This is a genomic window from Salmonella sp. A7 (assembly GCF_020181675.1).
Lineage (GTDB): Bacteria > Pseudomonadota > Gammaproteobacteria > Enterobacterales > Enterobacteriaceae > Salmonella > Salmonella enterica.
Genome location: NZ_CP084001.1, coordinates 1951647 through 1976479, shown reverse-complemented (window position 1 = coordinate 1976479; position 24833 = coordinate 1951647). Strand labels below are relative to the sequence as shown.

Genomic DNA, 24833 nt, shown 5'->3' with positions numbered 1-24833 from the left:
CTCAAAAAAAGCGCGCCTTTTCAGGCGACGTTAATGACAAACTCTTCAATCGCTTGCCGGTTACTCCAAGACTTGGTAAGCGCCGCCGCGTCAGGCGCATCAAGCCACTGGTACGTCAGATGTTCAGTGAATATCACCTGCCGCTCATGCGGTAACGCAAGGCAGAACCAGAATTCTGTATTGTGCATGACGCCCGGCGCATAGCGATGACGTAAATGTGAAAAAATTTCAAACTCCACCGTACGTTGGCAGTCGATTAAGGTCAGTTGCTCTGCCGCAACATCAATCGTGACCTCCTCTTTGACTTCACGTACGGCGGCCTGCAACGCGGTCTCCCCTTCTTCTATGCTGCCAGTCACTGACTGCCAAAAATCCGGGTCATCGCGTCGCTGCAACATTAGCACCCGTTTCGTATCCTGCGCGAAAATAACCACCAGGACCGAAACGGGGCGCTTGTACACTTTATCCTTCACGCGACCTCGTTGTTGGCTGTTGGGTGACGCCGCGCATTGATGAGACTCCCCCTTGCGGGCCGCCGCGATATCACGCGAATGATGTCGTGTACATTGTTCATATCAGTTATTCTCGGCTTTCTTCACAACCTGAATCCCTAACTCCGTCAACGCTGCCTGGTTGGCGAAACTCGGCGCTTCGGTCATCAGACACGCGGCGGCGGTCGTTTTCGGGAAGGCGATAACATCACGAATATTGTCGGTGCCGGTCAACAGCATGGTCAGACGGTCCAGACCAAACGCCAGGCCCGCATGCGGCGGCGTACCGTATTTCAACGCATCCAACAGGAAGCCGAACTTTTCGCGCTGCTCCTGCTCATTGATACCGAGAATACCAAATACGGTTTGCTGCATTTCACCGTTGTGAATACGCACCGAACCGCCGCCCACTTCATAGCCGTTAATCACCATATCGTAAGCGTTAGCGACGGCTTCTTCCGGCGCAGTTTTCAGTTCAGACGCCGTCATGTCACGCGGGGCGGTGAACGGATGATGCATCGCGGTCAGACCGCCTTCGCCGTCGTCTTCGAACATCGGGAAGTCAATCACCCACAACGGTGCCCATTTGTCTTCGTCGGTCAGGCTCAGGTCTTTGCCCAGTTTCAGACGCAGCGCGCCCAGCGCATCGGCAACCACTTTTTTGTTATCTGCGCCGAAGAAGATCATGTCGCCGTCCTGCGCGCCGGTACGTTCAAGGATAGCGTCGACGATGTCGGCGGTCAGGAACTTGGCCACCGGACTGTTAATCCCGTCCAGACCTTTCGCGCGCTCGTTAACTTTGATATATGCCAGGCCTTTCGCGCCGTAGATCTTAACAAAGTTACCGTAATCGTCGATCTGCTTACGGCTAAGCTGTGCGCCGCCAGGCACACGCAGCGCTGCCACGCGGCCTTTCGGATCGTTAGCCGGGCCCGCGAAGACCGCGAACTCTACCGATTTCAGCAGGTCAGCGACATCTACCAGTTCCATCGGGTTACGCAGGTCTGGTTTGTCGGAACCGTAACGACGTTCCGCTTCGGCAAACGTCATGACCGGGAAATCCCCCAGATCCACGCCTTTCACTTCCAGCCACAAATGGCGCACCAGCGCTTCCATCACTTCGCGCACCTGCGGCGCGGTCATGAAGGAGGTCTCGACGTCGATCTGAGTAAACTCCGGCTGACGGTCAGCACGTAAGTCTTCATCACGGAAGCATTTGACTATCTGATAGTAACGGTCGAAACCGGACATCATCAGGAGCTGTTTGAACAGCTGCGGCGACTGCGGCAGCGCGTAGAATTTACCTTTGTGCACGCGCGAAGGCACCAGATAGTCGCGCGCGCCTTCCGGCGTGGCTTTGGTCAGCATCGGCGTTTCAATATCAAGGAAACCGTGATCGTCCATAAAACGACGCACCAGGCTGGTAATTTTGGCGCGAGTTTTCAGGCGCTGCGCCATTTCCGGACGACGCAAATCCAGATAGCGGTACTTGAGACGCGCCTCTTCGGTATTAACGTGGTTAGCGTCAAGCGGCAGTGAGTCTGCGCGGTTGATGATAGTGAGAGAGGACGCCAGCACTTCAATTTCGCCGGTCGCCATATCCGCATTGACGTTTTTCGCGTCACGCGCACGCACGGTGCCCGTAACCTGAATGCAGAACTCATTACGCAGTTCAGAGGCCAGCTTTAACGCGTCCGCACGATCCGGATCGAAGAACACCTGCACAATACCTTCGCGGTCGCGCATATCGATAAAGATCAGGCTGCCAAGATCACGACGACGGTTGACCCAACCACACAGAGTCACCTGCTGCCCCACGTGGGACAGACGTAGCTGTCCGCAATATTCTGTACGCATGAGATATCCCTTAACTTAGCCGCAGGCGGATTGTTGCCTGCCATGCAGGCGACGAAGTCGCAGCTTTAGCTGTATGTCACAACTGGATGAAAAAAGGCGGCTATTATACTGGAAATTCTGCCGCACGATAAGAGTCAATCCAGCATGGGAGCGATAACTTGCCCGTTTCATACGGTATCGACGCCTGGTTCATACTGACTGTACCCGGGTTTTTCACGCGGGTATTGCGTATGCTCACAAAAATTAACAATATTTGTCGCCGCTTTCCTCTTTAATCGCGCTTAAGGTGTAGTGAAATCCGCTATTTTTAGGAGAGTGATTATCATGCTGAAACTCAACGCGACCACAACCGCCCTGGTGGTTATTGATTTACAGGAAGGAATTCTTCCGTTTGCCGGCGGCCCGTATACGGCAAATGAGGTGGTCGCCCGCGCCGCGCGGCTGGCGGAAAAGTGTCGTGCCAACGGCTCGCCCGTGGTTATGGTACGCGTCGGATGGTCTGATGATTATGCCGAAGCGTTAAAACAACCCGTGGATGCCGCAACGCCTGCGCACGCGTTGCCGGAAAACTGGTGGACCTGGCCTACGGCATTGGGTAAAAAGGACAGCGATCTGGAAGTGACTAAACGCCAGTGGGGCGCGTTTTACGGCACCGACCTGGAATTACAGCTTCGCCGCCGGGGTATCGACACCATCATATTGTGCGGGATCTCAACCAATATCGGCGTCGAATCCACAGCGCGCAACGCCTGGGAGTTAGGATTTAACCTTATTATTGCCGAAGATGCCTGTAGCGCCGCCAGCAGTGAGCAGCATCAGAGCAGTATGACGCATATTTTCCCGCGCATTGGCCGGGTACGCAGCGTAGAGGATATTTTAAACGCCTTATGATCTACATTGGCCTGCCGCAATGGTCGCACCCGAAATGGGCGCGGCTCGGCATCACCAGTCTGGAAGAGTATGCCCGCCACTTCAACTGCGTGGAGGGCAACACCACGCTTTACGCGCTGCCGAAAGCGGAAATTGTCGATCGCTGGTATGCGCAAACTACGGACGATTTCCGTTTTTGCTTTAAATTTCCCGCGACCATTTCTCACCAGGCCGCGCTGCGTCATTGCGACGATCTGGTACAGGCGTTTTTTACCCGCCTGGCACCGCTGGAAACGCGTATTGGCCAATACTGGCTGCAGTTGCCCGCCGCCTTTGGACCGCGCGATCTCCCCGCCTTATGGCAGTTTCTTGATGCGCTCCCCGCCACGTTTACCTATGGCGTAGAAGTTCGTCATCCGTGTTTTTTTGACAAAGGTGAGGATGAACAGCGGCTCAATCGCGGGTTACACGCGCGCGGCGTAAACCGCGTGATCCTTATTAGACACGTTTAAATACACCATCTAAAGCGATACAATCTAGGGGTTATTAGGTGAGGTGAACAATGAAACGTGTAATCAGCTACATCAGATTCAGTTCTGAGCGACAAGCTAAAGGCGACTCACTACGCAGACAGTCTAAGATGGTTAATGACTGGCTTAAGGCTCATCCTGAGTACTACCTTGACCAAGATTTATCCTTCCGTGATTTAGGTGTGAGTGGATTCACTGGTAAGCACTTGAAAGGTGGCTTAGGTGACTTCTTAACCGCTATCGAGAAAGGGCTTGTTAAAGCTGGTGATACGCTCTTGATAGAATCTCTTGACCGTCTCTCACGTCAGGACGTAGACCAAGCAAGTGAGCTATTACGAAACATTCTTCGCTCTGGTGTAGATGTAGTCACCTTGTCCGATGGTGAACATTACACAAGTGAGTCTCTTAAAGACCCGTTAGCTCTGATTAAAAGCATTTTGATAATGCAAAGGGCGCATGAGGAGAGTTTGCGTAAATCTGAGCGTATACAAGCTGCATGGAACCGTAAAAAAGAACTCATCTCTGAAGGTATCAAGATTTCTAAACGTTGTCCTGCATGGTTAAGGCTGAATGATGACCGTAAAAGCTTCTCTGTGATACCTGATAAAGTGGAGACTGTGAAGAGGTGCTTTCAGCTACGGTTAGAGGGTAAGTCTATCTGGGAGATTGTCAGAACTCTTAATGCTGAAGGTCACCGGTCGATGAACCAATACAAGCCGGGTAAGTTTGGTCAAACATCTGTTCAAGACCTTTTGAAGAATCGCTCTGTAATTGGATACTTTACCCCGAAAGGCTGTGAAGAGATTGCAGGTTATTACCCGTCTGTAATTGATGAAACAACATTCTACAAAGTCCAGCAACTATCACATTCTCGTCACGGTCGAAAACCTGCTTCAGCTAAACCATTGAGTGTGAATCTCTTTAAAGGGGTTATCCGTTGTTCTGAATGTGGTCATGCTCTGATTATCACAGGCTTTAGCGATACAAGAAGCGGGATTTATCGTTGTCCTCTTCGTAATGAAAACCGTTGTAGTGCTAAAGGGCTGTCACGTAAGCAAACCGATGGTACATTACTTACCCTGCTATCTCGTCTTGACCGATTTGATAGCGATATGACGAATACCATAGATATGTTGAGGCTACACCGTGAACACATCTCAAGCAATATTGAAAAGCTGGTACAGCTATCACTTGAAATTGAAGATTTGTCAGCTATTACCATCAAACTAAAGCAGTTAAAAGGTGAGCTATCACAGGTTGATGCGGATATCGAGAAGGAGACACAACGCCTTAAATCTATTGATGTGGGTTGTTTGTCTGATTGTGACTTGACTACAAAGGCGGGAAGGATTGAAGCACAACTGATAATCAAAAGTGCTGTTAAAGAGGTCGTTTTAAATACTGCTAAACGTCGCTGTAAAGTAACTTTTCACAATGGTAAAACAATCACCTTACCAATAACAGAAAACCCCTCAGACAACGTTACAGGGGCTATACAGTCGCTTTCTGAAGTCATTGAGAGGGGGTTAATAGATGTTGATGAGGTTATCGTATAGTTGAGATTCTATCGTCAGTAGCGCTTGTGAGGATTCACAGACAGCCTCTTCAAAACATTACCTGTACCAGCATTATTAAGCACCTTTGCAGCACCTGAATTAGCGGCATCTGAGAAGGTGCTTTTTCCGTTCTTAATTTTGACACTTCTACCACAATTGATACGGGCTTGAAGTTGCTCATTAGAAAGTTCACTCGTAGAGCGATTATATAGCTCCTGACACATCAACATACCATTACCTAAACTTGTTGTAGTGTTCCCTGTATTCTTTTTACTGGTAGCACCACCGTCATTCGTGGTAGCAGTTTTGCCAGTAGCTGCTGAAACATCAGTTTGCCCTACAATGGCTTTGAAGTTAATTTCCTGAAAAGTTAGCTGGATTCTTAGACCGTTTGAAATACCAACATCTTTAGAGGCTTTAAAATTCGTAATAATGGAATCATCAATTTTAATTCCGTCCTTACAGATAACCGAAATAATTTGCTTCTGGTCACGCCAGCTTTCAAGGGTGTCGATGAAGTTTTCTACTAATTGACCCTGACGAGTTAATAATAAGTTTCCTTCATAGCCAACTACAACGACACCACTAATAGTGATTGTTCTGGGTGCTCTCTGCACATTATCTGTGACGGTTTGCCCTGATTGCATGTTCTGTGTAGTTACCTGCATAGGGCTGTCAAATTCCATGTTTTCAGTTGCTGATAAGGTTAAGAAGGCATCTACATTATCTCTTAAGTGGAAATAGATGCCATCTTTGCCAGTGTAACGAAGCTGATTAGTGTAAATCATTAAATTCTCCTTTGATTTCAAAGACTTAGTATATTTTAATCATTTTTAACCAAGCCTTTGATATATAAGTGTTTTCTCTGTTAAGCGTGAGCTACGTGAAAAATAATTTTTGGTGGGTATATCTGTTCAGGAGAGTTCACGTAGCATTCGACTATTATCAATCATCTTCTGGGAATGATGAACTTAATAGCGTAGCTTCTGCGTATTGGTCGTAGATATTACTGCTAAAGGTCATAAAGCTGGTTTCATCTGGTTTAATGGCAACTTCACCACCAAGTGAAACTTTCACAGGCTCCTGAATACGTTTGCTCAAAGCACTAATTTCATCTCTCAGGCTTTGGATATCCGTATTCGTTAATGCCGCATCTTGTCTCATGGTGATTAATTCTGGATGCTGGAAGTTAGCAAGATTCATAGCTGCACTATTAAACCAACCTTTCACATCGTCCATAGTAAATACTGGCTTAAGTCCAGATTCTTTAGCCAGCTCTGGTAATTTAGCTTGTGCTTCCATTCGTTCAGGTGTAGAAGCTAATCTTTCATAACCTGCATAGATAGCACTACCAGCTAATAGCATATTCATAGGGTTTAGTCTTGATGGTTTCCCATTCTTTCTATTCACGTTATCCGCTGTTGTATCAGCGACCTGACCTAATCTTGTGATAGCAGTCATAAGCCCGTAAATACTTCTGGTTACACCAACAACTTTATTTACAGCAATAACACCAGCCAAGACTTTTAAACTATTAATCAAGCCAGAACCTAAAGCATCAACTACTTTCTTTTGCTCATCGGTTAAACCACGGTAAGCTAATGTCACCTCATCAAAGAACGCTCTCACTCTGTAACTAATATCAGTCAGACTATCGACACCACTTGACATAGAAGTCATGAGACTACCAAGAGATTCACCAAGACTCTTACCACTTCCACCAAGAGCATTTAAAAGCGTTGTTAGGCTTCGTGTAAAATCTTGCAGACCATTTTCAGAACCTCTGAAGATACTATCAAGCGTGGTATTCCAAGAGTTTTTCAAGTTCCCTAGTTGTGCCTGAGTACTTTCTGAAATGGCTTTCCAGCCACCTTTAGCTGTGATTTGTTTATCCAATTCCTGAGTGACTTTCTGAAGAGTATCGGCAGATTTCAAAGCCCCCTTCTTCATGGCATCAAATAGCTCTTGTTCAGTCCTTCCGGTTGCTTTAGCAAATACCTGAACCATACCAGGAACAGCTTCAGCTAATTGCCCCTTAAGCTCTTCAGCCTGAACTTTACCTTTTGATGCCATCTGTGATAATGCTGTCAGTGCTCGCTTAATCTCTTCTTCACTTCTCCCCATCAGACGAGAATAGCCAATCATATTTCTAAAAAGTTCTTCAGAACCTTGAATACCCATAGATTCTTTAGCTGAAGCACCAAAACCAGCAAACTGTGATTGCAGTTCAGCGATATCTAAACCCGTTGTTTGAGCTAATGACTTTGTGAACTCTTTTACCTGACCTGCATCTTTATCAAATACGAAATCAATTGAACGTTCAGCACTTGCACGCTGTAAACCAACTTCCATAATCTTCTGATAACTGGCTAATACAGCCTGCATTGAGATAAATGCACCTGCTGTTTTGACTGCTGCCGAAGACAGGTTATCAAGGCTGCTAGCTGCTCTGTCACCATTAATGCTGGTGGATGTATGACCTCTGGCTTTAGTGATTGCTTCTCTGACTGAAGCGTTTAACTGAGCTAACTTCTCATTGAATTTTGAATTATCCATTGACCCAGCTTTAGCAGATAGCCCGTAAAACTGAGATTTGATGTATTTCTGCAAAATAGGGTCGAAGCCTTTTAACTTAGACATATTCGCTGAATAAGCTGCTGTGATTGCTCTGTTGCCGCTAATTCGTGGCTGTCTCGGTTGTCTAAGTGGCTTTAAAGTATCCTCAATTTCAGTTTTAATCTTAAACGCTTTAGTGTTTTTAAGACGCTGCTCAATCTTGGAAACAGTCTTATCGACATTCCTTTCCATGACCTTGAGAGAATCATTTAAAGGCGTAGGGTTAACTTTAAAAGCTTTATTCAATCGCTTCTCAATTCGTGATGCTACCTGCATCGTTTGTTTCTCGGCTTTTTCCAGACCTTTTAAAACCTTCTGAGAGCTAAAACCTAGCTCAATCAGAAAATCATCAACTTTAAATTGTGCCATTGTTCATATTTCACCTCTTTAAGCGTGAGCTACGTAAATTCTATTTTTCAGTGTGGGTATTAGCTTTACAGATTTCACGTAGCACATATACAAAAAAGGGAGAAACTACCGATGTCACTCGATAATCTCTCCCGTAGATTTTTACCCAACCAATTCTTTTTTAATGTCTGACAAGATAATGTAATTCCGTTTCACCTATGATTTGGGCATCAGAAGGGATACGGTCGATACACCACTTTGGAATCTTGCGTGTTTTTGGTTTGCGTGAGGTGATAATTTGATGTTTGGTTTTAATTCTTAAGGCTGGCTTAGTTTGTAACTTTAAGTTTTCACAAACAGACTTAATAGTTTCATAGCGTTCTGTTAAATCAATCATTCATCACCTCACATATTGCATAATCAAACAGCCTTGCTAAATTCTCGTGGAACACTCAGAAAATCATTGAAGCTGATAATCTGTGCCAACTCTTGACGGTACTCCTTAGCCAGCGCTTGATGGTCACTAATCAGCTTAGCCAGTCTTGATTTCAGCAAATTAATCTCATTTTCTCTTGCTTTCATCAGTTTCTCTTTGGCAATTTCTTCAAGCTCAGCTTGTGATTTATCAGCAACAATTAGAGACAGTCGATGTGGTGCTCTGACAGCTCTTTCTGTACGAACAACTCTTTGACCTTCTGGTAAATCTGCAATCACTTTACCAATCTCTACAGGGTCATACCCCCAACCGTCACGGTCTAGTCGAGAGAAATAAGCATAAGAATTGGTTTGAAGCTCCATCAAAATAGCCATTTCGTCGATTTCGTCTTCAAGCTTGGACTGAATTTTCTCGTAAACACTTCTCATTGCTTCTTGAGAGTCTTTAATAGCTTGGAAATATCGGCGTTGCAGCTTCAGTTTCAAATCAAGCTCACATTTCTCATTCATCGAAAAATCAATTTCAACTCTTGGAATCTCGAGTGGTTCTGGTGGAATATATGTACCTTTATTTACTTCGTGTGATTCCCGCCAAGCTCTATCAAAAGATTCACGCAAACTTAATTCGTGAATATCAAGTGCACTTGGTTTGTTTTCGATAATCATTTCATGTTCATCACGGATAGACATTATTATTTTTCCTCTTCTAAGATAATTTATGTTTCAGTTTTTAAAAAGCACACCTGACAGCCTTTGACGAACTTAGAAGAGGCTTAAAAGGCGGTTTGCCAAGTATGCTTTTTAAAAGCTGAAAAAGCCCTAAATAACTAAAACGCTATAAAGGGCTAAGGTGAAGAAATTAAAACTTCTGAAGGATTCAATGAATGAACAAGAGTACTTTTCGAGATGACCTCTCAGGTTATATAAGAGGCCATGTAGCGAAAAGCATTGCACCTTTCAGAATGTTCGGTATAGAACATACCTCACCAACTCAGAATATCCATCCATCCATCGGAATTGTTGAAAGAAATAAGAGAGAAATTCTCTCTATAATTAAAATTATGTCATGCTTAAGGTTATTTGTCAACAGCTTTTTAACAGATTGGTAACATTAATTCTTATTTACCGTATTACCTACCCAGCAACCAACAAATAACCCTAGCAGCGTCCATAATACAATTAACGTCATTAGTGAACCCTCACAGCATCCGTCACCAAAACATTGTCAGCGTACAAAATTGCTATAGCTGCCTTGAGATATCTTTCAGGGCTAACGCTGTATTTGTTCGTTTCTTCGATAATAAGTCGCTTCATGTTTGAGTCGGTAACAGGAAGTATAAAACGCGGTTCACCAGTTTCTATTTCCTGAATAAAATCTTCAATTGCTTCTGAGTTCTCAGCCATTAGCTTTAACAGCCTGTCAAAATCAATACTGACGCCTGCGCTTTGCACCATCATAGCGGTGTCGTTATCAACAAAAATTTGTAGCGGGAAATTATTCATTTTTAAATTCCTCTAAAACACATCTTAAATCTGCCAAAATAGCCATTCTGAGGCCAGTAACCATGCGGGTTATAGAGGGAGTGAGACACCTTAGTAATAGGGTAGCTCATCTTCGAGTCTCACTCATTCTCGCAGGCTTACACAGACGCTTTAATCTTGTAGTATTGACTGCGTGATAAACCGTATTTCTCAGAAATATAACTTTGTGATTGTCCTTTGATGATTGCATCAATGATTAAATCTTTATCGTATCTGTTGCCATTGGCTTTGTGCTTGTCACCATTTTTAATAGAGTTGAAATTCTCAATTAATTTAATGGCGTCTTTAAGGTCGTCTTCGTAAGCATAATCAAAACCCCTGATAAACTCGAAATCACCATTATCTTTTTGTGCTTCAGTCCAGATATCAAATCTTGAGGCTAATTGCTGGTGGGTAAACTTGGGTTTATTGGTTTCTGTTATGCCTTTCCAGACTCTACCGTCAAATCTTACCAAATGGTCACGATGTTTATAAAAGTCATACATTAAACCTCCATCGCTAATTTGTGAATTTTGATACTTAGTAACCTTGCTAAATCCAGTCCAAAGGCATTTAAAGATTTCAGACTATCAAGGTCATCTTGCTTAATCCTGATATGGTGTCTTGCAGCCTCTAAGCGACTATTAAGCAAATCCTGTTCGTTAATATCACGGTTAACTGCAAGCTTCATCACTGCTGAGTGTGGCAGACCTGTAATGTTTTTGATTCGGTTAAGTTCGTCAAAGGCTGTCTTTGTAATACGGGTCAAAGTGTGTTTCTTCATTTAAAATTCCTCCAAAATATACGGGTCAAACTCAAAGTCTGGTTGCTCGTTTTCCATTGGCTCAATATTACCAACGGCCATATGATGCTCAACAACACCAATTAACTTTGCGCACATTACAGCAAGCAAAGCGCAATATTTATCGCTTGGTAATTCATGGCTAAGTCTGGTTGCTTGACGCTGAAGATGATTTGTCACGTTGGCTGCGTTAATTTCATCAAGATTCTTTAGAATATAAAATAGCTTTCTGTTGTATTTTGGGTGACCTTCACTTCTACAGAATCCGATAATTACATCATCAAGCTTACTTGGTAATTGTTCGTAGCTGTCAAAGCTAGCCAGATAATTTTTAATAGTGTTCCGGGTGCTCTTTCTGGTTGGCATAAATCTATCTCGTGGCGTAATGCTACGAATTACTTCGTCAATGCCTTTGCGTTCTTTCTTGGTAAACTTGGGTAATTCGTGTCTGGTGGGGGAGCTTGTGTAAGCGTAGGAGTTGTGCTTGTTACGTTGTCTCGATGCCTGAAGCATCGCTCTAAATTCTCTGTCGTTCATTCATAAGCCAGTCCTTATAATTGTTAATTCTCTGTTAACCATATATACAATCTTAGCAGTTTCAAAGACTAATGTCAAGCATTTTTAACAATTTCGTAACATCTGTGGTATAATGGGTTTATGGGGAGAGTAAAATATAAAGGCGTGGCTATGAGGTTTATTCGATAGGGGTTGGTACAAGCCCAACTAACCGAATCAACTATGTATTTGGTCACATGGTTATTGCATTGCACACAGACCTCTTCAATCGCTCTGTAACGAGTTAAATGGCCTCTTCAGGTCAACTCATAAGGTCAGATACTTTTTTGTGTCAGAATGCGATTGAGAGCGTCTTACAAGGAAATTGAATGGTAAATCTCCCTCCTGAGCTGGGGTCACCTGATGTATGGGCTGGTGGAGGTATTGGGCTGATTGCAGGTCTTCTGCTCCGCTATTTCATCGTTCGGGTGTTTATCGTGTTCAGATTGTTTGGTCGTGAATGGTCATTTGACCTCAAGGACAGGACTCGAACAGATAACCGTTAAACTCCCTTCAAAACCCCCTGTACGAGATGGTATAGGGGTATCTTTAGCATTTTGTGCTATCTATTAAAAAATAGCTTGACAGAACCGGAAAGCTGTATCTATCAAGTATTCACTTCTCTGACAGTAATTTCTAAAAATGCTTATTTTTCAATTAGTTGTAATTAGCCATATATAGAGAACTGACAAGTCTCTTCACAGTTAACTCTGTAACCTTAACAGTAACTTCTAAAAATACTTATTTTTCAATGAGTTGTAATCACCCAATATATAAGACTGTCCAGTACCTTCACAGATAACTTCAAGCCTTCTTAACCGCCCCACTAATCGGGAGAAGAGCGATAACCCCAGAAAGGGGAAATCACCTCTTTAACATTCTCATAATCAGTGCTCTATATGAGAATTTTAGCTCAACCTTTGAACAATCCTGTAAGTGGTGCTTAGAGGCATTCTTAGCGATTCTGCGATGCTCTTGACGGATTGCCCTTGGTCATGCATTTTAATCAACCTGTCAAGCGTCTGTGCATCGTGTATATGAGGTCTTCCACGTAAACCACCCCTATTAACCACGGCAAGTAAAAGCATTGTGTCGCCACAATAGATTGTCTGGGTAATTTCAACCTTCGGTTTACGGGGTGTGTTCCTGTATATCAAAACGCAACTTGCAAACGGTGAACGCACTACAGCACCTTTTTTTCCTGCTGGTGGGAGGTATTTGACTGCTCGGTGTAACGTTCGAATCTCATGCAGAAAGGGGTTTGTATATACACACCGAAGCCAGTAAGTTGTCTTTGACCTGTGCGGAACCAGACATACACACACATCAGCTTCAGGGGCTTTTAGGAGGAACTGTTCAGCCATGCTAAACGGCGGGTTACAGAAGACCCGTTCACCAACCCATGATTGATTGTGAATATCATCGGTGAACCGTGGCAACAATGCGTCATGCTCAGTTGCAGCACCATCTAGACTGAAGCTATACTCATGATGCAGGTTACGAAATAAACGATACGGTGTACGCCAGTCATCAGAACCACCATGATGACGACCGATATTGATTATTGGATGTGACACAAGCGAAGCGCCCCTCTAAAAAGATTTTTTAACTACTTTGTTTAAAAGCACATCAAACGATACATTTTATTGATTTAGGTCAAAGACAAAAGCATTGACAAAATGGTAAGATTGTTCACATGACCCTGCCTAACAGATTTCTTAAGAGCTTTTGAGAAGCCTGTTAAACAGACACTCTTTCTGGAGTGTTGTCTTTTACTTAAGAGGTTTGTTTAGTTGTCTCTCAAGTTCTCTTCTTACGGTCACTGTTAAGATAGAACCTACCTTCGGTTTCATGGTTCTCTTCCTCCCGTTAAACACTCCTTCCTAACTATCTACATAATCACTTCTAAGAATCTTACAAGGTAATATCCAGACCTCTTATAGTTGACCTGATACAGAAACATTACAGGCATACTTTCTAGGTTCTGTGTAGTTCCCTTGGTGGGAATAGATGCTCCTACAATAAGAGCATCATTAATCTATATAGTCCTCTTCCGAGAACTTAATAGTTTTTTGATGTATATCAATCATTATCTAAAATATGATATGAAGTTTCTTGGTAGTATTACATCAACAAGTTAATTGAAATAAGGAATATTATGGTGACTAGGTATACCAAGGCATGGCCTGAAGAAGTTATAAGATACATCAATGAAAATATTACAGCAGATTTTGAATCTGGAACATTATTTAGAAATGGTGTAAAAATCGAGGGTTCACTTGTAAATCCTAAACCAAGACAGTATCTGGCTTTTGGTTGTCGGATTAATGGTAAGTTCAGAATACTTAAGGTGCATCAGGTTATTTTCTATCTATATCATGGTAAACAAGCTAAACTATGGATTGACCATATAGATGGTGACCCGCTAAATAATGCTATTAGCAATCTTCGCGAGGTTACCAAAGAGCAGAATCAGGCAAACATGATACCCAGAAAGAAAACAAAATCAGGTTACAAGGGAGTACACCCAAGAGTGGATAACAAGGGGTTCTGGGCTACAATACGCTGTAATGGAAAATCTCATTATCTGGGTCAGTTTAATACAGCAGAAGAAGCTGCAAAAGCCTATGATGCTGCATCACTGGAATTGCATGGTAAATATGGACACAGGAATTTTAGCTGATAGTTAATAAAGACCTGACATAAACTTGTCGATAGGTCTGATTAAAGTTTATACAGTGATTTTTCATCTTCTAATTTTTTTATAAAAATCGTAGTACCACCTCTACATTCCCCTTCACCGATAATCTTAAAAAATATCTACACAGTTGATTCGGTAGAATCTACCTCATGATTGATGGCTGTTAAGTACCCCAGATTCACGATATAGCACCCCCTTTGCAAAAGCAGTTAAAATATCTATAACCAATTATTGACTTTCTTCATAGCATCTGTTAACTCCACCTCAAGAAACCTTCATCACACTTCACGGCATCTATCAAGAAGATTTAACCTATCAATAGCTGTAACATTTTATAGTTCTGTGAAGTCCTATCCAGTTTTCTCTGTAACAGACACAAACTTCTGTGACCTTATGTATCAATGACTTAGAATACATGCTCTCAAGGTTCTGTATAGTCTCTTATCATCCAATACACAAAACCCTTATAAATCAGTACTGATACGTATACAGTGCGTTTTTAACATAATAGCTGTTTTACGCACTAATCGTGTTCTACATGAAATCTGTATAGATATTAAGGTGTCTGTAAGTGATTTTTTAAGAATGGACTACGAAGATTTGACAAGGTAACTATGAGGTTGATTCCTAGAACAACCGAATCAACTATAACCATCACTTTTCAATATTCACGCAGGATATCGTTAAGTTTCTTGATAGTTACACCATGTGACCAACTGCATGAATAGCGTTATATAGTCCTGTATATAGCACTTTTCTAAGGGTCGAGAGAGGAACGACTAACACGATACAGTTTACCCTGAAAAGAGACTTCACAGATTCTCTATATATTTCAATGAGTTAGGGTAAAAAGAGACTATACCGATACTGCATAGAATCTGTGTAGAATTGCTTAGATATTTGAAGAAATACCGTTAAATTGCATAGGTACTAACCTGATATTGTCCTGTTTTTAACAGGTATGTTCTATAGTTGGTCTTGTTATGAGGATGCTTCATCCGAATCATCTACCAACCCCTAATCAACCTCATAGTGTATTTAGACCTTGATGATTCTAGATAGTCGTCCGGTACATGCCGCCCATCCCCACAGCGAGGCCGTCCGCGACGCGCAGCGAAAAAAACCCAAAGTCCCGGTACATGCGGTCGTGACGGCCAGCCACCCGATGGTACGTTTTATCGGTAGCGACAATATGGCGCAAAACCGTGAGTTTTTCGCCGCCTGGTTGCAGAAACTCCCGCAGTGGCGGCAGACCACCACGCCTTTTCTGTTTTTACATACTCCGGATATCGCGCAGGCGCCGGAACTGGTGAATACGCTTTGGCATGATTTACGCAGCGTCTTACCGGAAATCGGCACTGCTCCGTCCATTCCACAGCAATCTTCTCTTTTCTGAAAATGCCCCCTATCATAGACAGTGCCATCAGCCATTTTAAAAGGGAGTTTGTATGGTAAGCGCGCTGTATGCCGTTTTGGGTGCGTTATTATTAATGAAGTTCTCTTTTAATGTCGTTCGCTTGCGAATGCAGTACCGTGTCGCCTATGGCGACGGCGGTTTTAGCGAATTGCAAAGCGCCATCCGTATTCATGGCAACGCGGTGGAATATATTCCTGTCGCGCTGGTGCTGCTGCTGTTTATGGAAATGAACGGCGCCGAAACGTGGATGGTGCATATCTGCGGCATCATTTTAATCGCCGGTCGGCTGATGCATTATTACGGTTTTCACCACCGCCTGTTCCGCTGGCGGCGGGCGGGGATGAGCGCGACCTGGTGCGCATTGTTGCTGATGGTGCTGGCAAACCTGTGGTATATGCCCTGGGAGTTGGTTTTCTCCCTGTATTAGCGCACAATATGCGCCTTTATTTTTCCCGGATGTATACGTTATGTCTCACCGCGACACGCTTTTTTCTGCGCCTATCGCCCGTCTCGGCGACTGGACTTTTGATGAACGAGTAGCCGAAGTTTTTCCCGACATGATTCAGCGTTCGGTACCAGGCTACTCCAACATCATCTCCATGATCGGCATGTTAGCTGAACGCTTTGTGCAGCCGAACACGCAGGTCTACGATCTGGGCTGCTCGCTGGGTGCCGCGACGCTGTCTGTTCGGCGTAATATCCGCCATGAGCATTGTCGCATTATCGCCGTCGATAACTCCCCGGCCATGATTGAACGCTGCCGCCGTCATATTGATGCGTATAAAGCGCCTACGCCGGTTGAAGTCGTTGAAGGCGATATCCGCGATATCACTATTGAAAACGCCTCGATGGTGGTGCTGAATTTTACCCTGCAATTCCTTGAACCTGCCGAACGCCAGGCATTGCTGGATAAGATTTACCTGGGGTTGAATCCCGGCGGCGCGCTGGTACTGTCGGAAAAATTTAGCTTTGAAGACGCGAAAGTGGGCGAGCTGTTATTCAACATGCACCACGATTTTAAACGCGCTAATGGGTACAGCGAACTGGAGATCAGCCAGAAGCGCAGTATGCTGGAAAACGTGATGCTCACCGACTCGGTGGAAACACATAAAGCGCGCCTGCGTCAGGCGGGTTTCGAACACAGTGAACTGTGGTTCCAGTGCTTTAATTTCGGGTCGCTTGTCGCGTTAAAAGCCGGAGTTGCCGCATGATCGAGTTTGGTAACTTTTATCAGCTCATTGCTAAAAATCATCTCTCCCACTGGCTGGAAACATTGCCCGCGCAGATTGCCGCCTGGCAACGCGAGCAGCAGCATGGCTTGTTTAAACAGTGGTCGAACGCGGTAGAATTTTTACCGGAAATTACGCCCTGGCGGCTGGATTTACTGCACAGTGTCACGGCGGAAAGCGAAACGCCGCTCAGCGAAGGTCAGCTAAAGCGTATTGATACATTGCTGCGTAATCTGATGCCGTGGCGTAAAGGCCCGTTCTCGCTTTATGGCGTAGATATTGATACCGAATGGCGCTCCGACTGGAAGTGGGATCGCGTACTGCCGCATCTGTCAGATTTAACCGGCCGGACGATCCTTGATGTCGGCTGCGGCAGCGGCTATCACCTGTGGCGGATGATTGGCGCGGGCGCACATCTGGCGGTCGGCATCGATCCTACACAGCTTTTCCTCTGCCAGTTTGAGGCGGTGCGTAAACTGTTGGGTAACGATCAGCGCGCGCATCTGCTGCCGTTAGGCATTGAACAACTCCCGGCGCTGAAAGCATTTGATACCGTCTTCTCGATGGGGGTGCTTTATCACCGTCGCTCGCCGCTGGAGCATCTGTGGCAGTTAAAAGATCAGTTGGTCAACGAGGGTGAACTGGTACTGGAAACGCTGGTCGTCGACGGCGACGAAAATACCGTTTTGGTGCCGGGTGACCGCTACGCGCAGATGCGTAACGTCTATTTTATTCCTTCCGCGCCGGCATTAAAAAAATGGCTGGAAAAATGCGGCTTTATTGACGTGCGTATCGCCGATGTCTGCGTCACTACCACCGAAGAGCAACGCCGTACCGAATGGATGGTTACCGAGTCGCTGGCCGATTTCCTTGACCCGAACGATCGCAGCAAGACGGTGGAAGGCTATCCCGCCCCGCAGCGCGCGGTGCTGATTGCGCGTAAACCGTGATGGATTGCCGAATGACCGTTACGTATAGCACCGTTTCTCCAAAATAGTTCAAGTTGCAGCAAGGCGGCAACGCAGCAAATCCCCGGGAACGTAGGTAGCTACGTGACCGGGGTGCGCGAGGCGGCCAACGCTGCTGCGGCTTGAAATATGAAGGAGAAAAAAAGGCCCCTGTTGAATTGGCAGGGGCCTGGTACGAGCAAGCATCATATTGGGCGACATGATGCAACGGTAAAAATCATTTGGCCTGATGGCGAACAATGATTCCTTTCATTTCAGCGACCGCCGCACCCTCTACCCTATAGCGAGAATACTCGTCCGCCTGTATATCGGCAGACATCGATAACCCCTGATTGCGATAGCGCATCGGCGAAGGCAGTAAGACTCCGGCGGAACTGTGTACTTCCCGTACTCCGGCATCGAGGAAATTCTGCAGGTTATTTGCACGAACCCCCGCACCAGCCATAATGATTGGAGCATCCCCCTGGGCAATAAGTTCCATAATTATTGATAAACCTTGCGCCGCATCGGCTTTTTGCCCGGAAGTCAGTACTCTTGATACGCCTGCGTCAGCCAGATTCTTTAGCGCATTGAAGGGATTAGCGCACATATCGAAGGCGCGGTGGAATGTCACTGCCAGCGGTCCGGCCGCCGCCATTATTTTTTCCATTCGCGACATATCGACATCCCCATCAACGGTCAACACGCCAGTAACCAGCCCGGGAAACCCCAACTCTCTGACGAGGCGGATATCTTCCAGCATGGCGGCAAATTCGCCGTCAGTGTAGTAAAAATCCCCGCCACGAGGACGAATAATCGGATGTACGGGAATCGTAATATGCTCGCGCACGCTGCGTAAGACGCCCAGCGAAGGCGTAAGCCCGCCTTCTTTCGGCGCGGCGCACAGTTCGATACGATCCGCGCCGTTTCGCTGCGCGGTGAGCGCGCATTCCATGCTGTAACAACAGATCTCAAGTAACGCCATATTCACTCCGCTCGGCAGGTTAATGGGCCGCCTGTTCGCTGGCGACAATCGCTTCAATCGACCATGGATGAAATTTTACCGTGATGCGGCCATCGGTCACGGCCAGCGTAGGGTTTGGCAAACGTTCATGCTCGCCCTGTGGCGAACTGGTTTTAACCACGATCCCCGGCTGACTAAGCCCCTCATCCGACAACAACGCCAGCGCCCTCGCGTTCAAGGTCTCCGGCTCGCCGGGCAGCACGATTTCAATATGCTCCCACCCTTCGTGTGGATAGCGTTTTTCTCCCGGCCACGGTAATTCAATAACAGAAAACCGCCAGTGTTCCACACATACCGGTTCATGCAGTTTAAACAGACAAATCGGCCTGCCGTTGATGATATTTTCCGATAGTAGCTCGCCGCATTGTTCAAAACCGCGACGCCAACGCTCCGCCGTCGTATTCTGGTGACAGCGCAATGAAATGTGATCGGCCTCAAGGGCGCTAATCTGCAGACCAAGGCGAGTGGAAAGTTCTCTGAACGCCAGAGTGAATCGCGGTAAATCTGCGGAAATATCATGCAGTTCATCAATGTGTTGCCAGTTCGCCATATCAGGACGCTCTTCTTGCTGTGAAAACCGCTAATTTACGCTGTTGCGCCCCGGCAACCAACCTTTGATTTGATTGGGCGTTTATTGAATGCTTATGCAGATTATTGTTGCGTATATTTCAGGCGACGCGCCGCGCGCGCAATGCTGACGCCAACGGGCATTTGCAGTATACTCCCGCCCTAATTCTTAAACTGGCGCGGGCAATACAGTCCGCTTCATAAACGTAAGGTATTCCGGTGAATATTCAGGCTCTTCTCTCAGAAAAAGTTAGTCAGGCCATGATTGCTGCAGGCGCGCCTGCAGATTGCGAGCCCCAGGTTCGTCAGTCAGCCAAAGTTCAGTTCGGCGACTATCAGGCCAACGGCATGATGGCAGTTGCGAAAAAACTGGGTATGGCCCCCCGACAACTTGCAGAGCAGGTGCTAACTCATCTGGATCTCAGCGGCATCGCCAGCAAGGTTGAAATCGCCGGCCCTGGCTTTATCAATATATTCCTCGAACCGGCTTTTCTCGCTGAACAGGTGCAGCAGGCGCTGGCCTCCGATCGTCTGGGCGTTTCTCAGCCGACTCGCCAGACGATTGTCGTCGACTACTCCGCGCCCAACGTCGCGAAAGAGATGCACGTTGGTCATCTACGCTCCACGATTATCGGCGATGCGGCAGTGCGCACGCTGGAGTTTCTGGGCCATCATGTTATTCGCGCTAACCACGTCGGCGACTGGGGCACCCAGTTCGGTATGCTTATCGCCTGGCTGGAAAAACAGCAGCAGGAAAACGCGGGCGACATGGCGCTGGCGGATCTCGAAGGATTTTACCGCGATGCGAAAAAGCATTATGACGAAGATGAAGCGTTTGCCGAGCGCGCGCGTAACTACGTCGTCAAATTGCAGAGCGGTGATACCTATTTCCGTGAGATGTGGCGTAAGCTGGTTGATATCACGATGACGCAAAACCAGATCACCTATGATCGTCTGAACGTCACTTTGACTCGTGACGATGTGATGGGCGAAAGTCTGTATAATCCGATGCTGCCGGGCATCGTCGCCGATCTGAAAGCCAAAGGCCTGGCGGTTGAAAGCGAAGGCGCAACGGTGGTTTTCCTTGATGAGTTTAAAAACAAGGAAGGCGACCCGATGGGCGTCATTATTCAGAAGAAAGATGGTGGTTATTTGTATACCACTACCGATATCGCCTGCGCCAAATACCGTTACGAAACGCTGCACGCCGACCGCGTGCTCTACTACATTGACTCCCGTCAGCACCAGCACCTGATGCAAGCCTGGACCATTGTGCGCAAAGCCGGTTATGTGCCGGATTCCGTTCCGCTGGAACACCACATGTTCGGCATGATGTTGGGTAAAGACGGTAAACCGTTTAAAACTCGCGCGGGCGGTACGGTGAAACTGGCGGATCTGTTGGATGAGGCGCTGGAGCGCGCGCGTCGTCTGGTGGCGGAGAAGAACCCGGATATGCCGGCTGACGAGCTGGAAAAACTGGCTAACGCCGTCGGTATTGGCGCGGTGAAATACGCCGATCTGTCAAAAAACCGCACCACTGACTATATCTTCGACTGGGATAATATGTTGGCTTTCGAAGGCAATACCGCTCCTTATATGCAGTATGCCTATACGCGTGTGCTGTCTGTTTTCCGTAAAGCGGACATCGACGAGCAGGCGCTGGCGAGCGCGCCGGTTATCATTAGCGAAGATCGCGAAGCGCAACTCGCTGCCCGTCTGCTGCAGTTTGAAGAAACCCTGACGGTGGTCGCGCGTGAAGGTACGCCGCACGTCATGTGCGCGTATCTGTATGACGTCGCCGGGCTGTTCTCCGGCTTCTACGAGCACTGCCCTATTCTCAGCGCCGAGAATGATGCGGTTCGCAATAGCCGCCTAAAACTGGCGCAACTGACGGCGAAGACGCTGAAACTGGGTCTGGATACGTTGGGTATCGAAACCGTAGAACGCATGTAAACGCGTCGTCGTTAACATCATCAGGCCTGATTCCGGGGAACGGACTCAGGCCTTTTTATTGCCACAGCGGTATATCTGTAACAAATCACAAGGAATGACACATTTCTATAGAGAGATGGAACATCTTTTACCTGTGCTGGCGCTGACCGCCCCGTATCATTAGGCGGCGGATTGTTCAGGTACAGGTAATGACTTTTAAAGACTTTGATGCGGAAGAGAAACTCTTCCTGAGACGTGTGATTGTGGCGTTTGGTGTAGTGGTTGTCTGCTTTGGTATCCTGATCTTCAACCTCTATAACTTGCAAATCCGTCAGCACCACTACTACACCACCCGTTCGAATGAGAACGATATCAAGATGCTACCCGTCGCGCCCACGCGCGGCATTATTTACGATCGCAACGGCATTCCGCTGGTGCGTAACGTAACCTGGTATGATATCGCGGTTACGCCCTATAAAATTGCCGATATGGATGCGCTGCTAAAACAGCTCACCCCTATTGTTGATCTCTCCCCCGATGATATCGCCGACTTTCGCCATGCGCTAAAATCCAGTAGCCGCTATCGTCCGGTGGTGCTCAAAAACGCGCTAACGGATGTTGAAATCGCACGCTTTGCGGTCAATCAGTTTCATTTCAACGGCGTCACGATCAATAGCTATCAGGATCGGCAGTATCCTTACGGCGCGGAGCTGGCGCATGTTCTCGGTTACGTGTCAAAGATAAACGATAACGACCTTAAAGCGCTGGATAAAAAAGGGCTGGCAGAGAATTACGCGGCGGACCATAACATCGGTAAACAGGGGATTGAGCGTTACTACGAAAACGATCTTCATGGCAAAACCGGTTATCAGGAGGTCGAGGTGGATAATCACGGGCGTATTGTCCGCCTGCTGAAAGACGTTCCTCCCATCGCGGGTAAGAATATTCACCTGACGCTGGATCTCCATTTACAAGAGTACATTGAAAGTTTGCTGGCCGGGCAGCGTGCTGCCGTACTGGTTGAAGATCCGCACGATGGTTCAGTGCTGGCGATGGTATCTATGCCCAGCTACGACCCGAACCCCTTTGTAAAAGGCATTAGCTATCAGGATTACGGCAAACTGCTGCACGATAAAAATCTGCCGCTGATCAACCGCGTGACGCAAGGGCTTTATCCCCCGGCGTCAACGGTTAAACCCTATATGGCGATGTCCGCGCTGTTATGCGGGATTATTACTCCGCAAACCACCTTCTTTGGCGCGCCAACCTGGACGCTTCCCGGCACGCAGCGGCATTACCGGGACTGGAAAAAAACCGGACACGGTATGCTGGATGTCACTAAAGCGATTGAGGAATCTGCGGATACCTTTTTCTATCAGGTTGCTTATATGATGGGTATTGACCGTATCGACACGATGTTGTCTCAGTTCGGCTATGGCAAACCGACGGGGATCGACCTTAATGAAGAGTATGACGGGCTGCTTCCCAGCCGCGCATGGAAACAGCGGGTCCATAAAAAAGCCTGGTATCAGGGCGATACCATCTCTGTCGGCATCGGCCAGGGCTACTGGATTGCCACCCCCATCCAGATGGTAAAAGCGATGGTGGCGCTCATCAACAACGGTAAGGTGATTGCCCCTCACCTGTTACTCAATGAAGAGAGCGGCAAAACGGTGGTTCCGTATCGCCCTTCAGGAACACCGGCACAGATAGCCGATCCGGCGTCGCCATACTGGGGACTGGTGCGTCAGGCGATGTACGGCATGGCGAATGCACCCAACGGAACGGGCTATAAGTTCTTTCACACCGCGCCCTACGGCATTGCGGCCAAAAGCGGCACGTCGCAGGTGTTTAGCCTGAAAGAAAATCAGACCTACAATGCGAAAATGATCCCCATTCGCCTGCGCGATCATGTGTTTTATACCGCTTTTGCACCGTATAAAAACCCTAAGGTCGCTATTGCCTTGATTCTGGAAAACGGCGGAAGCGACGGCGTTACCGCCGCGCCCATCATGCGAAAAATCCTTGACCACCTGTTTGATCCACAGGCTGATACCACACAGTCGGGTCAGGCGCCATAGTCAAATAAGCAAAGCGCCATCAGACAAGGATACGACCGGAATATCCGCATACATCAGAAATAGTTACGCAGATATTCCGTCAAACACAGCATAGCCATCGCCTGCCCGTAAGGCATAGAGGTCAACGGAATATGACGGTAAAAATCGAGATCGTGGCCCATGCCAGTGCCAAATGACGTTTGCAGCAGTTCACCTTCCGGCGAGATATGTTTCACTATCCCCCGAATAGCTTTTTCCGCCACCTGCGCATAGTGCCGCCCGACATAGCGTTTGCGCACCGCTTTAAGAATACCGTAGGCAAAACCCGCCGTCGCCGACGCCTCAAGATAAGAGTGCGGATCGTCAAGCAGCGTATGCCACAAACCGCTTTCATCCTGACATTTCGCCAGCGCGGCGATCTGCGCATTCAGTACCTGGACCAGGTAACGGCGCACGGCATTATTTTCCGGCAAGTCCAGCAGTTCAAGAAAATCCGGGATCACAATGGTCAGCCAGCTGTTGCCGCGCGCCCAGCGAGCGTTAGCGAAGTTATGATGACCGTCATAGCTCCAGCCGTGGAACCACAGCCCCGTCTCTTTATCCATCAAATTCTGCACGTGCAGCAGGAACTGATAGGTTGCCTCTTCCACATATTCCGGCCGGTTCAACAGTTTACCGATTTTCGCCAGCGGCAGCACCGTCATCATTAGCGTGTCGTCCCACATCTGCTGATGATTTTCCTCCGCCAGCGTGATGTGCTGCATTCCACCGTGATCGGTTCGGGGCATTTCATTCATCGCCCATTCGGCCCACGTTTCCAGCCACGGTAAATACGCTGGATTACGCGTCTCTTCATAGCGATACGCCAGCGTTAAAAACGGCGCCATCGTATTAACGTTTTTCGTCGTCGCGCCTTCCGCAAAACGATCGGCAAACCAGTCATCAATGATCTTACGCATCGTCTGGTCGCCGGTCTGTTGGTAATAGTGATACATTCCGTACAGGCCCACGCCGTGCGTCCACTCCCATCCGGCCCAGCCTTTAGTATCGATCACGCGTCCGTCGTCCAGTCGCAATAAAAATTCGCCTGTCTCATCTTTAATATTGACCAGGTTATGCGTCACCTTTTGCACCAGGGCTTTTAGTTCATCTCTGGCGATAAAATGCTCAGGCTGACGCAATAGCGGACTGTGTTTGACTGGATAAACCATCATTTGCTTAACCTCTGTGTAATGTCGAATTCAGTGCTGCGTGCAGTTTTACCGCCGACGCAGTCGATTCGCTACAGTAAAAGCTAAGCTGGGCGGAAACCTTTTTGTTTCTGCCATTGCCAGAGCGTAAATGGCAAAAACGCAAAGAGTCCGGCAATCTACCT

At 46.9% G+C, this 24833-nt stretch carries 22 protein-coding genes and 2 pseudogenes; 10 read left to right on the top strand and 14 right to left on the bottom strand.

Features of this window, described 5'->3' with window-relative positions; all coding sequences use genetic code 11:
* Positions 1-20 precede the first annotated feature (20 nt).
* Both nudB and aspS read right to left on the bottom strand, forming a co-directional pair.
* A complete protein-coding gene (nudB, locus tag LCS67_RS09585; RefSeq protein ID WP_000653693.1) occupies positions 21-473 on the bottom strand; it encodes a dihydroneopterin triphosphate diphosphatase in 453 nt (150 codons plus the stop codon).
* Between the two features lie 102 nt (positions 474-575).
* Entirely contained in the window at positions 576-2348 is a 1773-nt protein-coding gene (aspS, locus tag LCS67_RS09580) for an aspartate--tRNA ligase (RefSeq protein ID WP_001258629.1), read from the bottom strand.
* 324 nt (positions 2349-2672) lie between these two features.
* Between aspS and LCS67_RS09575 the strand changes: the two genes are divergently transcribed.
* The 3 genes and pseudogenes from LCS67_RS09575 to LCS67_RS09565 all read left to right on the top strand — a co-directional run bounded on the left by LCS67_RS09575 (position 2673) and on the right by LCS67_RS09565 (position 5304).
* Positions 2673-3239, top strand: coding sequence for a hydrolase (locus LCS67_RS09575; RefSeq protein WP_000916144.1), 567 nt, complete (start codon positions 2673-2675; stop codon positions 3237-3239).
* Positions 3236-3715 (top strand): annotated as a pseudogene (locus tag LCS67_RS09570) (DUF72 domain-containing protein); the annotation flags it as partial. The gene LCS67_RS09575 and the pseudogene LCS67_RS09570, both read left to right, overlap by 4 nt.
* A gap of 65 nt (positions 3716-3780) precedes the next feature.
* On the top strand, positions 3781-5304 hold the full coding sequence (locus LCS67_RS09565) for a recombinase family protein (protein ID WP_225090913.1): 1524 nt from the start codon (positions 3781-3783) through the stop codon (positions 5302-5304).
* A 14-nt stretch (positions 5305-5318) separates the two neighbouring features.
* On the opposite strand, the gene LCS67_RS09560 is transcribed toward LCS67_RS09565, so the two are convergent.
* The 9 genes from LCS67_RS09560 to LCS67_RS09520 all read right to left on the bottom strand — a co-directional run bounded on the left by LCS67_RS09560 (position 5319) and on the right by LCS67_RS09520 (position 13158).
* Positions 5319-6092: a phage baseplate protein gene (locus tag LCS67_RS09560; RefSeq protein WP_225090912.1), complete on the bottom strand. Its 774-nt coding sequence runs from the start codon at positions 6090-6092 to the stop codon at positions 5319-5321.
* Positions 6093-6249: 157 nt separating this feature from the next.
* Positions 6250-8289, bottom strand: a complete 2040-nt coding sequence (locus LCS67_RS09555; protein WP_225090911.1) for a tape measure protein — start codon at positions 8287-8289, stop codon at positions 6250-6252.
* A 160-nt stretch (positions 8290-8449) separates the two neighbouring features.
* Positions 8450-8665, bottom strand: coding sequence for a hypothetical protein (locus LCS67_RS09550; protein WP_001461098.1), 216 nt, complete (start codon positions 8663-8665; stop codon positions 8450-8452).
* 23 nt (positions 8666-8688) lie between these two features.
* Positions 8689-9393, bottom strand: coding sequence for a hypothetical protein (locus LCS67_RS09545; RefSeq protein WP_225090910.1), 705 nt, complete (start codon positions 9391-9393; stop codon positions 8689-8691).
* Between the two features lie 498 nt (positions 9394-9891).
* A complete protein-coding gene (locus LCS67_RS09540; protein WP_225090909.1) occupies positions 9892-10206 on the bottom strand; it encodes a hypothetical protein in 315 nt (104 codons plus the stop codon).
* 137 nt (positions 10207-10343) lie between these two features.
* Positions 10344-10730 carry a hypothetical protein gene (locus LCS67_RS09535; protein WP_225090908.1) on the bottom strand — a complete coding sequence of 129 codons (387 nt, stop codon included), beginning with the start codon at positions 10728-10730 and terminating at the stop codon, positions 10344-10346.
* Positions 10730-11008: a hypothetical protein gene (locus LCS67_RS09530; protein WP_225090907.1), complete on the bottom strand. Its 279-nt coding sequence runs from the start codon at positions 11006-11008 to the stop codon at positions 10730-10732. The genes LCS67_RS09535 and LCS67_RS09530 overlap by 1 nt, the downstream gene beginning before the upstream one ends.
* Positions 11009-11563, bottom strand: a complete 555-nt coding sequence (locus LCS67_RS09525) for a hypothetical protein (RefSeq protein ID WP_225090906.1) — start codon at positions 11561-11563, stop codon at positions 11009-11011.
* A gap of 926 nt (positions 11564-12489) precedes the next feature.
* Positions 12490-13158, bottom strand: a complete 669-nt coding sequence (locus LCS67_RS09520; protein ID WP_225090905.1) for a DNA N-6-adenine-methyltransferase — start codon at positions 13156-13158, stop codon at positions 12490-12492.
* A 581-nt stretch (positions 13159-13739) separates the two neighbouring features.
* Between LCS67_RS09520 and LCS67_RS09515 the strand changes: the two genes are divergently transcribed.
* The 5 genes and pseudogenes from LCS67_RS09515 (at position 13740) to cmoB (ending at position 17878) form a co-directional block, all read left to right on the top strand.
* Positions 13740-14264, top strand: a complete 525-nt coding sequence (locus LCS67_RS09515) for an AP2/ERF family transcription factor (RefSeq protein WP_000258747.1) — start codon at positions 13740-13742, stop codon at positions 14262-14264.
* A gap of 1066 nt (positions 14265-15330) precedes the next feature.
* A pseudogene (locus LCS67_RS09510) lies at positions 15331-15678 on the top strand (DUF72 domain-containing protein); the annotation flags it as partial.
* A gap of 52 nt (positions 15679-15730) precedes the next feature.
* Positions 15731-16126 carry an MAPEG family protein gene (locus tag LCS67_RS09505; RefSeq protein WP_000252975.1) on the top strand — a complete coding sequence of 132 codons (396 nt, stop codon included), beginning with the start codon at positions 15731-15733 and terminating at the stop codon, positions 16124-16126.
* Positions 16127-16166: 40 nt separating this feature from the next.
* A complete protein-coding gene (cmoA, locus tag LCS67_RS09500; RefSeq protein ID WP_000019609.1) occupies positions 16167-16910 on the top strand; it encodes a carboxy-S-adenosyl-L-methionine synthase CmoA in 744 nt (247 codons plus the stop codon).
* A complete protein-coding gene (cmoB, locus tag LCS67_RS09495) occupies positions 16907-17878 on the top strand; it encodes a tRNA 5-methoxyuridine(34)/uridine 5-oxyacetic acid(34) synthase CmoB (RefSeq protein WP_000569026.1) in 972 nt (323 codons plus the stop codon). Before cmoA ends, cmoB begins: the two co-directional genes overlap by 4 nt.
* 235 nt (positions 17879-18113) lie before the next feature.
* On the opposite strand, the gene cutC is transcribed toward cmoB, so the two are convergent.
* Complete coding sequence (gene cutC, locus LCS67_RS09490; protein ID WP_001185781.1) at positions 18114-18860, bottom strand: copper homeostasis protein CutC; 747 nt, start codon at positions 18858-18860, stop codon at positions 18114-18116.
* A 19-nt stretch (positions 18861-18879) separates the two neighbouring features.
* Positions 18880-19449 carry a VOC family protein gene (locus LCS67_RS09485; RefSeq protein ID WP_000024794.1) on the bottom strand — a complete coding sequence of 190 codons (570 nt, stop codon included), beginning with the start codon at positions 19447-19449 and terminating at the stop codon, positions 18880-18882.
* Positions 19450-19685: 236 nt separating this feature from the next.
* Here LCS67_RS09485 and argS point away from each other — a divergent pair, with 236 nt between their 5' ends.
* Together argS and mrdA are read left to right on the top strand one after the other, a co-directional pair.
* Positions 19686-21419: an arginine--tRNA ligase gene (gene argS, locus LCS67_RS09480; RefSeq protein WP_001025360.1), complete on the top strand. Its 1734-nt coding sequence runs from the start codon at positions 19686-19688 to the stop codon at positions 21417-21419.
* A gap of 188 nt (positions 21420-21607) precedes the next feature.
* Complete coding sequence (mrdA, locus tag LCS67_RS09475) at positions 21608-23479, top strand: penicillin-binding protein 2 (RefSeq protein ID WP_000142857.1); 1872 nt, start codon at positions 21608-21610, stop codon at positions 23477-23479.
* Between the two features lie 53 nt (positions 23480-23532).
* On the opposite strand, the gene LCS67_RS09470 is transcribed toward mrdA, so the two are convergent.
* A complete protein-coding gene (locus LCS67_RS09470; protein WP_000989909.1) occupies positions 23533-24672 on the bottom strand; it encodes a glycoside hydrolase family 105 protein in 1140 nt (379 codons plus the stop codon).
* Positions 24673-24833: the final 161 nt, after the last annotated feature.